The organism is Pseudomonas sp. GW821-FHT10B02, assembly GCF_059415665.1.
Genome location: NZ_JBWKNR010000002.1, coordinates 416,656 through 428,910 on the forward strand (window position 1 = coordinate 416,656; position 12,255 = coordinate 428,910).

Below are 12,255 nucleotides of genomic sequence, written 5' to 3' on the forward strand. Positions count from 1 at the left end.
ACAGGCAAATAGTTGCTTGCACCAATCAGTGCTCGGCAACGCTGGTCTTGCCCTGGCGATTTTCGATATCACTGATCAAGCGCTTGGCCAGCGCCGGGTAGTTCTCGTCGAAATGATGCCCGCCCGGCAGCTTCAGGCGCTCGCCAACCGCGGTGTGATCGGTGCAGCCACTTTCATCGGCTTCTTCCTCGCCATAGATGCAGATCACTTTCGCTGCCGGTAGCTTGGCCATTTCCGGTCCGGTCGGCGCTTCCTTGCCGGCGTTGCCCAGCCAGCCCTCAACTTCGATCTCGAAACTGCCGCTGCGGGCGAAAGCCAGCAGGATGACGGCGTCAACACGTTGCTGGTCTTCAGCGGGAAGACGGTTGTAGATCGCAGGCAAGACGTCTGCGCCGAACGAGTAGCCGGTCAGTACGAAGCGCTTGGTGCCCCATTTCTGACGGTAGTGCTGCATCAGCTCCGACAGGTCAATGGCACTTTGTTCCGGTGTCTTGTGCTGCCAGTAGTAGCGCAGGGTGTCGATGCCGACCACTGGATAGCCAAGCTTGGCCATCTCTGCGGCCACGTCGCGGTCCAGGTCGCGCCAGCCGCCGTCGCCGGAGAGGAACAGGGTCACGGTGTCGGTGGCCTGGCCTGCCGGGACCTCGACCACCGGGATGCTCATGGCATTGCCTTCTTCACCCACCAGAGCCTGGGTCAGTTGTGCCTTGAGCACTTGCGGCAGGTGGATGTCGTAATCGCTGATGCTGGTTTCGGCGTTGGCTTGATCGCGTACGAAGGCGGCGCTGGCATCGTCCGGGTTGTCGTTCCAGGCGACGCTCCAGTGGCCGTGAGCCGCCGACTTGGGCAGCGGTGTGGCGCAGCCCGGGCGTTCGATGCTGAAATCTACCGAGATAGCCTGGGCTTTGTCATCGCTCTGGCCAGCCAGCCAGTCCCAGGCTTGCGCGGCACCGGGGCCGATGCCCGCTACCAGGGTTGCCGGGCCTTGCAATTGTTGCAGTGCCTGTTGCAAGGCGGCTCTTTGCAAGGTGCAGTCGGTTGGCGGCAGGATCACTTGAACCATCTGCGCCTCGCCGCTCTGGCTCAGGTTCAGCAGTTGCTTGTCGGTCAATGCCTGGTCCGGGAGTACGGCGATGGCCACGCGGGCTTTGGCGTGGGTGCCGGGGGTGACCCGGGTCAGGCTGCTGCCATCAGGCTGGGACAGGTGTTCCAGCTGTGGTTCAGGCGCTGGACGGGTCCACAGCCAGAAGCCCAGGGCTGCGGTCAGCAAGCCCAGAAGCAGTGTGGCCAGAAGGTGTAACCAATAGCGTCGAATCATCAGCGTTTCACCAATCCAGTCAGGCCGCCGGCGATCAGAGCGGCAGTGTCGGCCAGTGCCACCAGTGGATCGAGTCCGGCAGGCACGGCCATGTAACGGGGTTCCCAGTCAGGCTGGAACTTGTCCTTGAAGCGTCTCAGGCCCTGGAAGTTGTAGAGCTGCTCGCCACGCTGGAACACGATCGAGCCCAGGCGTTGGGTCAGCGGTGCGCCACGGCGCGGCTGCAGCCCGGAAAGAGGCACCATGCCCAGACTGAAGCGGGCGTAGGCCTGGTGCTTGTAGTGCTGGATCAGGCCGATCATCATGAACTCCATGGTCAACTTCGGCGCCTGTGGATGGGCGCGCATCAGGTCGAGGCTGGCCAGTTCGCGGCTGTGGGTTTCCAGCAAATTGGCAAAGGCCACCGGACGTCCCTCGAAGCGGATCAGGGCAATCCGGAAATGTTGCAGGTACTCGGGGCTGAATCGGCCCAGAGAAAAGCCTTTCTCGCGCACATTCTTGCCGCTCAGCCAGGCGTCGGAAATAACCTTCAGTTCCTCAAGCGGGGCTTGCCCCGGTTCATGCACTTCCAGGCTCAAGCCGTCGCGACCACCGCGGTTCCAGGTGTAGCGCAGGTCTTTCATCTCCTTGCCCTTGGCGTCCAGGTCAAAGCGCTTGAGATCGACCCGCGCCTCTTCGCCGAGCTTGATCGCAGTCAGGCCGATGTCCATGTAAAACGGCAGGTTCTCGGCACGCACCTGGTAGAACACCGGGCGAGCATGGTGCACATCACACAGATCGCGGAACTGCCAGATCATTTCGGCACGCTTGTGCGCCGGGCCGATCGGATCGTACAGGGCGACCAGGCTGCGGCCCCGGTGGGCGTACATAAGGAAGGCATCGTCATCGGGATGGAACAGCAGCGCCTTGTCGCCGGTCAGCGCCAGGCCGCCGTCGGGTTGATCCGAGGCCTGCAGAATGCGGTTGGCGCGCTGCAGCTCTTCGGTGTTTGGCAGGTGAATCACCGGGCGGGCGGTACGCAGCAACCAGGTCAGGGCGACCGCCACCAGCAGTACCGCGCTGCCCAGGGCCGAGCGCAGACCGCGCGGGGCGTCGGCGTCCAGGGTGAATTGCCACCACAGTTGGTGGCTATAGGGCACATCCTGATAGGCGAACAGCAGCAGCCAGATCGACGCGCCAATGACGCAGGCGCTGGCTGCCAGATAGACAGGTGAGAAGGGCAGTTCCAGCAAGCGGCTGGGGCGGTAGAAGGAGCGCCGGAACAGTGCCAGCAGGCAGGCGGTGAAAGTCAGGATACTGGCTTCTTCCCAGTCAAAGCCCTTGAGCAGCGAGAGCAGGGCACCGACCAGCAGCAGGATGGTAGTCAGCATCCAGGCGGCGGACAGGCGACGGCGCAGGCCCTGGGCCAGCAGCAGGCACAACACGCCAATCAGGCTGGCTCCGAAATGCGAGGCGTCGATCAGGCGATGGGGAATGAGGAAGCCCAGGTGTTCGAGACGTTCGTCGATTTCTGGAGTAGCGCCGGAAAACAGCAGCACCACTCCGGAGAGAAACACCAGCACTGCCAGCACCGGGGCAGCCAGTCCGGATGCTGCCTTGATGGCCTGGCGGGTAACCAGATACCGCCGTGCCTCGCTGGTCAGCAACAAGGCGCAGGCCAGCAGCAATGGCAGTACCACGTAGATCAGGCGATAGAGCAGCAGGGCGGCGGCCAGGGGCGCGGCGCCAAGTTGATCGGCGAAAGCGGCCAGCAGAATCGCCTCGAACACCCCGACGCCCCCGGGAACATGACTCAGCACTCCCGCAGCCAGGGCCAGCAGGTACACCAGCAGGAATGCGCCGAAGGGCGGTGCTTCGGGCAATAGCAGGTACAGCACCGTCGCCGCAGCGGCAACATCCAGGGCGGTGATCAGCAATTGCAGGAAGGTCAGGCGTGCGCCGGGCAGGCGCAGGGTGCGGCGGCCTATGCGCACCAGCAGGTTGTCTACCTGTGGCTGCTCCGGCAGACGCCGACGGTACAGTCCGTAGGCCAGCAGCGCAGCCAGGCCCAGTACAGCCAGCGCAATACCGGCCAGCAGTGCTGGTGGAAGATGCAAGGCAGCCGCCGCTGCCGGTAGATCGCTCAGGGTTGCCAGGGCTGCCAGCGGCGGTAGCGCACAACCGAGCGAGAGGCTGGCGAACAGGGTCATACGCGCGACCTCAGCGGCACCGATACCCTGGCGGGCATACAGTCGGTAACGCACTGATCCGCCGGAGAGCAGCGACAGGCCGATGGCGTTGCCTATGGCGAAGGCGCTGAAACCACCCATGACCAAGGTCCGCGGCGGCAATTGAACGCCGGCGTAGCGACTGGCAGACCACTCGTAACCCAACAGGATGATGAACCCTGCAACCGTTGCCAGGAATGCTCCGGCCAGGGCCGTGGGTGGCACGCTGAGCAGTGAATCATGCAGGGCATAGATGTCCAGCTCGCTGAGCAGATGACGGCACGCGATCAGGGCGATGGTGAACAACAGCAAGGTCACCACCAGGCCAATTGGCTGGCGATAACGGCTCAAGCGATCAAGCCAGCGTAAATGCTGGGCGGCATTGGGCAGCGCAGAGGTGACAGGTGCTTGTGTTTCGGGTGTCTGGCTGTGCATCAAGCACCTCGTGGAGGGTGCACGCCAGGAGGAACGTATCCAGCCAAGGTACCAATCCCTATGGAAAGTAGTGGCGACTATGATCGGGCCGCTGCCTGCCTGGAGGATAGTTAAAGAAATTTTATATTGCCGCAGGGGCTTGGGGGGAGGCTGAATCGCAGATGCAAAAAAGGCCACTTTTTTCAAAGTGGCCTTTTCTGTTGTTTGGTTGCGGGAGCCGGATTTGAACCGACGACCTTCGGGTTATGAGCCCGACGAGCTACCAGACTGCTCCATCCCGCGTCTGTGGGGCGGATTCTACAGCCTTTGACCAGGCTGTCAACGCTTAATTGTTGATTTACAATAAATTTATGCCTGAGCACTTTCTTCAGGCAAAGAAAAAGGCCACTCCGAAGAGTGGCCTTTCCTGAATCTGGTTGCGGGAGCCGGATTTGAACCGACGACCTTCGGGTTATGAGCCCGACGAGCTACCAGGCTGCTCCATCCCGCGCCTGTGAGATGAATTCTACAGTTATGCGCCGGGGTGTCAAGCGCTCATTTCAAGAAATCCTTTTTTGTTCAAATGCTTAGCGCTCTCTTTTAGTACTGCAAGGCAGCTGTGCTGGGGCTTGTAGGGTTTGAGTGTGTATGTTTATCCAGTACCTGTGGTGCGTACGGCGCAGTGGAGTGAGATACTGCCTACACGATTGTTCACCTTTAGCTACGGTTGCCGATGTCCCAGCGCAAGATCATCCATATTGATTGCGATTGCTTTTACGCCGCTATTGAAATGCGTGACGACCCGCGTCTGGCCGGGCGGCCGCTGGCTGTCGGTGGCTCGGCTGAGCGTCGCGGGGTAATTGCCACCTGTAACTACGAGGCGCGGGCCTATGGTGTGCGTTCGGCAATGTCGTCCCGGCATGCCCTCAATCTGTGCCCTGATCTGTTGATCGTAAAGCCGCGCATGGATGCCTATAAAGAAGCATCCAGGGAAATACACACGATCTTCCGCGACTACACCGATCTGATCGAGCCCTTGTCGCTGGACGAAGCCTACCTGGATGTCTCGGACAGCTCCTGGTTTGCCGGTAGCGCAACGCGGATTGCCGCGGATATTCGCCGCCGGGTTGCTCAGCAACTGCACATCACCGTGTCGGCCGGGGTGGCGCCGAACAAGTTCCTGGCCAAGATCGCCAGTGATTGGCGCAAGCCCAACGGCTTGTTTGTGATCACGCCCAACGAAGTCGAAGCGTTTGTTGCTGCGCTACCGGTCAGCAAATTGCATGGCGTGGGCAAGGTGACCGCAGACAAGCTCGGTCGCCTGGGTATCACTAATTGTCTGGAACTGCGCGACTGGAGTCGCCTGGCGCTGGCCCGTGAGTTCGGCAGTTTTGGCGAGCGTCTGTGGGGGCTGGCGCGAGGTATCGATGATCGTGCGGTGCATAACGACAGTCGTCGTCAGTCAGTCAGTGTCGAAAACACCTACGACACGGATCTACCCGATCTGGCCAGCTGCCTGGAGAAACTGCCGGAACTGATGGAGACCCTGGCCGGACGCATGGCGCGTATCGATGACAGTTACCGGCCGGGCAAACCCTTCGTCAAAGTGAAGTTCCACGATTTTACCCAGACCACCCTGGAGCAGGCCGGTGCCGGGCGTGATCTGGGCAGTTATCAGCAATTGCTCAGCCAGGCCTTCGCCCGTGGCGGCAAACCGGTGAGGCTGCTGGGTATCGGCGTGCGCTTGCAGGATTTGCGCGCGGGCCATGAGCAGCTGGAGCTGTTCAATCGCGACTGAATGAAAAAACGCCAGCAAGCTGGCGTTTTTTAGAGCAGGGCAGGGCTATCAATGCACGCCAGGGTCGGCGACCAGGCGGCCGGCATCCTTGGTCAGTGACTGGAGAAACTCCTGTTGCAGCTCCGGATCGTTGCGGGTGAGTTCGATCAGGCTCTGCTCCAGTTCGCTGGCTTCTTCTTCCAGGCCCAGTTCAGACAGGCGCTTGACCCGGTGCACCCACTGACTGACTTCATCGTCTTCAAGGTCGTCGAAGATCAGGTCGTGGGCTTCCGCCAGCTTGTTGCGCAAGGTGCTGCTGATCAGCAGGCTGGCATCGCCACGGACGTTGTTGTCTTCATCGGCGACCTGCAAGTGCAGGGTGCCGATGTGGGTCAGGTTCTGCTCGGAGAACGGGCTGTCGAGCAGATTCAGCAACAGCACCCCGTTACGATCGGTAGTCAGCGTATGGTTGACCTTGCCGGCCTTGACCTCAACCGGACGATCGTTCCACGGCAGGCTGGTGTACTCCTGGCGTTTGTCCTTCTGGACCTCGGTGATCCCGGCAAGGTTTTGCTGGGCGCGGCCATTGGACTGGGCGTTCATGAACGGGTTGAGGCCGTCGACACCGTAGCTGAACCAGTCGCGGGTAACACTATCGGGCAGGTTGCCCAGCGCGAAGAGATTGACCACATTGGCACCGACGCCGGCCACTACAGCCACCGCGCCCAGGGGAATCTCGTAGACTTCCCGCCAGGGTTGGTAGGGCGTGTAGCGATCATATCGACGGGTGACTTCGAACTCGGTGACTTCGAAGTTCTTCTGTTCGTGAATGCGCACACGCCGCTGGGGCAGTTCGAGTACCTTCGGGTCCCCGACATCGATCTGCAGGCTGTGTTCGAGCAGCTTGCGCTCGATGCGTTCCTCATGCTCGCTGCGCTGGGACATCTGGTTGGCGCAACCGCTGAGCAACAGGGCGCCGCTCAGTGCGGCGCCCCCCAGGGTAAAGGTACTTCGCTTGAACATGATTACTCTTGCGTTGGCTTAGCGGCGGATGCGGGCTTGCAGGAACGACAGCACCTCGGCCACTGGCAGCGGTTGCGCGTCACGTTCGGTGCGGTGCTTGTATTCCAGGTTGCCATCGGCCAGACCGCGGTCGCTGACGACAATGCGGTGCGGAATGCCGATCAGTTCCATGTCGGCAAACTTGATCCCCGGGCTGGTCTTCTTGTCGCGGTCGTCCAGCAGCACGTCGAAACCGGCGGCGGTCAGTTCGGCGTAGAGCTTGTCGGTGGCTTCGCGAACCTGTTCGGTTTCGTAGCGCAGCGGTACCAGGGCGATCTGGAACGGGGCCAGGGTGTCGCTCCAGATGATGCCGTTTTCGTCGTAGTTCTGCTCGATGGCCGCAGCCACCACGCGGGACACGCCGATACCGTAGCAACCCATGCTCAGGGTCACCGGCTTGCCGTTTTCGCCCAGTACCTGGCACTTGAGTGCCTCGCTGTACTTGGTGCCGAGCTGGAAGATGTGCCCGACTTCGATGCCGCGCTTGATCACCAGGGTGCCCTGGCCATCCGGGCTTGGGTCGCCTTCGACGACGTTACGCAGGTCGGCCACTTGTGGAACGGGCAGGTCACGCTCCCAGTTGACGCCGAAGTAGTGCTTGTCGTCGATGTTGGCACCCACGCCGAAGTCGCTCATCAACGCAACCGAACGGTCGATGATGCATGGCAGTGGCAGGTTCAGCGGGCCGAGCGAGCCAGCGCCAGCGCCGATGGCGTCACGCAGCTCTTCGTCGCTGGCCATGACCAGCGGGCTGGCGACTTCTGGCAGGTTGGCGGCCTTGATTTCGTTCAGTTCGTGATCGCCACGGACGATCAGGGCAATCAGCTTGCCTTCTTCGGCCGCGTGGACGATCAGGGTCTTGACGGTCTTTTCGATCGCCAGGCCGTAGTTTTCCACCAGTTGCGCGATGGTCTTGGCGTCCGGGGTGTCGACCAGGCGCAGCTCTTCGCTTGGCGCAAGGCGCACGGTTTCCCGTGGAATGGCCTCGGCCTTCTCGATGTTGGCGGCGTAGTCGGAGCTGTCGCTGAAGATCACATCGTCTTCACCGGACTCGGCCAGTACATGGAATTCGTGGGAGTAGCTACCGCCGATCGAGCCGGTGTCGGCTTGCACTGGACGGAAGTCCAGGCCCAGGCGGGTAAAGATGTTGCTGTAGGCCAGGTGCATGCGGTCGTAGGTTTCCTGCAGGGAAGCCTGGTCGGCATGGAAGGAGTAAGCGTCCTTCATGATGAATTCGCGGCCACGCATCAGGCCGAAGCGCGGACGGATTTCGTCACGGAACTTGGTCTGGATCTGGTACATGTTCAACGGCAGCTGTTTATAGCTGTTGAGCTCGTTGCGGGCCAGGTCGGTGATCACTTCTTCATGGGTCGGGCCCACGCAGAAATCGCGACCGTGACGGTCTTTCAGGCGCAGCAGCTCAGGGCCGTACTGTTCCCAGCGACCGGATTCCTGCCACAGCTCTGCAGGCTGGATGCTTGGCATCAGCACTTCGAGGGCGCCAGCGGCGTTCATTTCCTCGCGGACCACGGTCTCAACCTTGCGCATTACCCGAAGGCCCATCGGCAGCCAGGTATAAAGGCCGGATGCGAGCTTGCGGATCATGCCGGCACGCAGCATGAGCTGGTGGCTGATGACGACCGCGTCGGAAGGGGTTTCTTTCTGGGTAGCGAGCAAATATTGACTGGTGCGCATGGTAGGCCGTTGTCGGTTGCTTAAGACTTTAAATGACCCCGCATTGTACGGGGGCGATTCGGTGGCGTACAGGATGCCGGAGCACGAAGGCGTTGTCAGCCCGGATCGAGACAAGAAAAAGCCCGGCAATGCCGGGCTTTTTCGTACTGGGGATACTGAAAGCCCGGGGCTTACAGGATGCTCAGCGGGTACTCGACGATCAGACGCAGTTCGTCCAGCGAGGACGAACCGTAGTAAACGCCGTCGGCGGAACGGTAGGTGGCCTGACGCACGCGGAAGCTCAGGTCCTTGGCAGGGCCTTCTTGCAGGACGTACTTGGCTTCGATGTCGCGTTCCCACTCTTTACCGTTGGTGGTGCCTTCGACGTTGGCACCTTCACCGGTCACGTAACGGGTCATGAAGCTCAGGCCTGGTACGCCGTAGCTGGCCATGTTCAGGTCGTAGCGAGCCTGCCAGGAGCGCTCGTCTTCGGCGTTGAAGTCGGAACGGGCTACGGAGTTGGCCAGGAAGATCGTGCCGCCGCCGTCGATGCCATAGCCGTAGTCGCCTTCACCGGTGATACGCTGGTGAGCCAGGGTGAAGGTATGGGCGCCAATGTTGTAGGCCGCCGACAGGCTGAATGCCTGGTTGTCCAGCTTGTCGCCGTCATAGGCGGTATACAGGGCAGCGCCGTCGCTCTTGGTGTCATAGAAGTTGACATCGAACACCAGGCCTTGCTCATCATTGATTGGCAACGCCCAGTTGACGTTGGCGTAGTACTTGCGCCAGTAATCTTCAACTTTGGAGTAGTAGAGGCTGGTGCTCAGGTTGTCGGTGAAGGAGTAGCTACCACCGAGAACGTCGGCACTGGTCAGGCCAGGGCCCTTGATGCCTGTCTGGCGATCCTTGCCACCGATACTGTCGTGATACGACTGCGATTGAGCGTTGAGCGCGGTGAAGTGACCGGCGTTCAGCTCCAGACCGTTGATTTCCTTGCTGGTGAGCAGGAAGCCTTCAATGGTTTCTGGCAGCAGGCGGCTGTCGTCGGTGGCCAGAACCGGCAGGGCGGTGAACTGGGTGCCGTACTTGAGGACGGTGTCAGAGATGCGCATTTTGACTGCGCCGCCGCCTTCAGAGAACGAATCTTCGGAGCGACCGTCAGATCCGGTAGGGAACTGACCGGTACCGGCACGGCCCTTGCCGCTGTCCAGTTTGATCCCGAGCATGCCGATGGCGTCAACACCGAAGCCTACAGCGCCTTGGGTAAAGCCGGACTCGTAGGTGCCGAGAAAGCCCAGGCCGGTTTCTTCGGAGCGTCGTGGGCTACCATCTGTCGGAGCCGTGCTGTTGCGTGGGTCACGGCTGAAATACAGCATGCGGGTTTTGACGTTCAGCGAGCTGTCTTCAACAAAGCCCTTGGATTCACTTTGCGAAGAGGCGAATGCCATTTGCGAGGTGCCTGCTGCAACAGCCAGGGCGATTATGCTCCACTTCATCACGCGCATCGTGATTTGCTCCTTTGGTTTTTAGGAAGAGTACTGCCGTCGCCCATTGATTTTTTTATGTGGCGCGGCTCTTTCTTTTTGTGTCGGCGGAAATGTATATCACGCAGACTGTAGTTGGCGATATGGGGGCAAAGAACCTTTCGGTAACTTTACGGTCATGTCGCTAACGGTTAAGTCCCTGTCGCAAATCACGTCCCGATTTTACGGGGCGTACAACGCCAGCGCTGTTCCGGACGGCTTAAGGATAGGTAAAAACAATCTAGCCCCCCGGCCCCGGTACTCCCTGGTTTACCCATGCAACTGTTGTTATTTGTCGCGCTTCACCGCATCACTGCAGCTGTCGTGCCGACTGTGGCGGATGAGAATGCAACAAGCGTGCTCAAAAGCGCGAGTGGTTCACAAAAATTTCACATCCTCCCGTGAGAGGGCCGCCAAGTGCCGTAAATCCGGGGGGCTAAGATCGAAAGATTCGTTTGCGTGGGTTGTTCTGGAATAAGGGAAAAACTGTCCTTTAAGTCAAAGCGTTACCGTGGAAACGCTGTGCTGGGTAGTTTGCGGATACTTTGGGTGCCAGGCGCATGAGGTAAGCCTCATTTTGGTGCGAAAAGTAGCGTTTCCGGGGGCGGCGGGCTGTTACCGGTACGTTTGTCGAAAGCTGGAGGGAGAAAAGCGGCCAAACCGGTGCGTTTCCACTTTTACTGACTACCTGGCAATGCTCCGCTACGCGAACAGGGGTATCCTGCAGCATTCGGTCTGTGGCGCGGGGTTGGCTGTGCATGGGCCAGGTATTAAACAGTTGTAGGAGATACCCTGTGTTTGATCTGGATCCACGTCTTCAAGAAGACACCTATGTGCTTGGGGACTTTCCTCTTTGTCGGCTGTTGCTGAGCAAGGACGCCAACTATCCCTGGTTTATTCTGGTGCCGCGTCGCGCTGATATCAGTGAATTGTTTCAACTGGATGACAGCGATCAGGCGCAACTCTGGAAAGAAACCACGGCCTTGGCCGAAAATCTCAAGGACAGTTTTGCTGCCGATAAAATGAATGTCGCCACACTGGGCAATGTCGTCAGCCAACTTCATATGCATGTCATCGTGCGCCGATGTAACGACCCGGCCTGGCCTGCTCCGGTCTGGGGAAACAAACCGGCAACTAGTTATACAGCCGAGCAGCTTGCCGATGTTCGCAAGCGTCTGGCGACAGTGCTCGATGACAACTTCACATTCGCCGAGGTGTGAGAAATGACACTTGAAGCGCGGGTAACCGAGCTGGAAAGCCGTCTGGCCTTCCAGGACGATACAATCCAGGCCCTTAATGATGTACTGGTCGAGCAGCAGCGGGTGGTTGAGCGTCTGCAGTTGCAGATGGCGGCACTGCTCAAGCGTTACGAGGAAATGGTCGGCCAATACCAGAGCAGCGAAGAAGAGGCACCGCCACCGCATTATTGAACGGTGGCGTGCAGGCATAAAAAAACCGCGGTCGCCCAGGCGCCGCGGTTTTTTATTTGTCGCGGGATCAGCGCCGTGGGGCGGCGATCACGTCTTCGGCTTGCAGACCTTTGTCGCGGTTCATCACCGAGAACTCCACGCGCTGGCCTTCGACCAGGACACGGTGACCTTCGCCGCGAATAGCGCGGAAGTGGACAAAAATGTCATCACCCGAATCGCGGGAAATGAAGCCAAAGCCCTTGGACGTGTTGAACCACTTGACCGTGCCGGTATCGCGGTTGCTCATGTCGTACTGGGTGTGCTGGCTGCGCGCGCTGGCGGTTTTGAGGAAGCCGGCAACCAAGTGCAGTGCAACGGCCAGCAGGGTGACGCCCAGTGCTGGCAGGTTGCCCAGTTCCGGACGGGCCAGCAGGGTCAGGGTTTGCAGCACCACGGCCAGTACCAGCAAAACACTGGCCAGGCGCTGGATGTGCAGGCGTGCGCCCTTGTAGTGCTGGGGGACCACGGGGGCGAGGAGCAGGTTGAGCAGGCCGAACAGTGCCAGGTAAATGGCCTCCGGTTGCTGCAGCAGGGGCACTGCATCGGTTCTTAGACTGGGTATGAAGGACAGCAGCAAAGCTGCAGCGCCCGTCAACAGGTGGACGATCTTGAACATGTTGGTTGGCTCACATTGATAAGGCATATCACAGGAAGAGCTGGCATCACGGCGCGCATTGGCTTGAAAAGCGCAAAAACGTGAGAAAAGGCCAGCCTATGCGCCCCTGCACTGACAATCGTCAGGGGCGGCACGCCGCCTATTTAACAGCAAAGCCCAAGGCTTCTCAAATCATCGGCAAACCGTGTGTCGCTT

9 protein-coding genes and 2 tRNA genes are annotated in these 12,255 nt (G+C 60.0%); 3 read left to right on the top strand and 8 right to left on the bottom strand.

Annotated elements, in window-relative coordinates:
* Positions 1 to 25: 25 nt before the first annotated feature.
* The 4 genes from AC07OF_RS04915 to AC07OF_RS04930 all read right to left on the bottom strand — a co-directional run bounded on the left by AC07OF_RS04915 (position 26) and on the right by AC07OF_RS04930 (position 4,450).
* Positions 26 to 1,318, bottom strand: coding sequence for a virulence factor family protein (locus AC07OF_RS04915; RefSeq protein WP_157193681.1), 1,293 nt, complete (start codon positions 1,316 to 1,318; stop codon positions 26 to 28).
* Positions 1,318 to 3,960: a bifunctional lysylphosphatidylglycerol flippase/synthetase MprF gene (gene mprF, locus AC07OF_RS04920; RefSeq protein WP_157193680.1), complete on the bottom strand. Its 2,643-nt coding sequence runs from the start codon at positions 3,958 to 3,960 to the stop codon at positions 1,318 to 1,320. The genes AC07OF_RS04915 and mprF overlap by 1 nt, the downstream gene beginning before the upstream one ends.
* 205 nt (positions 3,961 to 4,165) lie before the next feature.
* Positions 4,166 to 4,242, bottom strand: a tRNA-Met gene (locus AC07OF_RS04925).
* Positions 4,243 to 4,373: 131 nt separating this feature from the next.
* Positions 4,374 to 4,450 (bottom strand) — tRNA-Met (locus AC07OF_RS04930).
* Positions 4,451 to 4,672: 222 nt separating this feature from the next.
* Between AC07OF_RS04930 and dinB the strand changes: the two genes are divergently transcribed.
* Entirely contained in the window at positions 4,673 to 5,737 is a 1,065-nt protein-coding gene (gene dinB / locus AC07OF_RS04935) for a DNA polymerase IV (protein ID WP_495072617.1), read from the top strand.
* 48 nt (positions 5,738 to 5,785) lie between these two features.
* Here the strand turns inward: dinB and AC07OF_RS04940 are convergent, their stop codons facing one another.
* From AC07OF_RS04940 to AC07OF_RS04950, 3 genes are all read right to left on the bottom strand, one after another.
* On the bottom strand, positions 5,786 to 6,739 hold the full coding sequence (locus AC07OF_RS04940; protein ID WP_157193678.1) for a hypothetical protein: 954 nt from the start codon (positions 6,737 to 6,739) through the stop codon (positions 5,786 to 5,788).
* A gap of 18 nt (positions 6,740 to 6,757) precedes the next feature.
* On the bottom strand, positions 6,758 to 8,473 hold the full coding sequence (locus tag AC07OF_RS04945; protein ID WP_157193677.1) for a proline--tRNA ligase: 1,716 nt from the start codon (positions 8,471 to 8,473) through the stop codon (positions 6,758 to 6,760).
* Positions 8,474 to 8,643: 170 nt separating this feature from the next.
* Positions 8,644 to 9,957 carry an OprD family porin gene (locus AC07OF_RS04950; RefSeq protein WP_157193676.1) on the bottom strand — a complete coding sequence of 438 codons (1,314 nt, stop codon included), beginning with the start codon at positions 9,955 to 9,957 and terminating at the stop codon, positions 8,644 to 8,646.
* An 812-nt stretch (positions 9,958 to 10,769) separates the two neighbouring features.
* Here AC07OF_RS04950 and AC07OF_RS04955 point away from each other — a divergent pair.
* On the top strand, positions 10,770 to 11,195 hold the full coding sequence (locus AC07OF_RS04955; protein WP_157193675.1) for an HIT family protein: 426 nt from the start codon (positions 10,770 to 10,772) through the stop codon (positions 11,193 to 11,195).
* 3 nt (positions 11,196 to 11,198) lie between these two features.
* The gene (locus tag AC07OF_RS04960) at positions 11,199 to 11,405 is read left to right on the top strand and encodes a SlyX family protein (protein WP_157193674.1); all 207 of its coding nucleotides are present in this window, start codon (positions 11,199 to 11,201) and stop codon (positions 11,403 to 11,405) included.
* A 67-nt stretch (positions 11,406 to 11,472) separates the two neighbouring features.
* Here the strand turns inward: AC07OF_RS04960 and AC07OF_RS04965 are convergent, their stop codons facing one another.
* Positions 11,473 to 12,060, bottom strand: a complete 588-nt coding sequence (locus AC07OF_RS04965; protein WP_157193673.1) for a cold-shock protein — start codon at positions 12,058 to 12,060, stop codon at positions 11,473 to 11,475.
* Between the last annotated feature and the right edge of the window lie 195 nt (positions 12,061 to 12,255).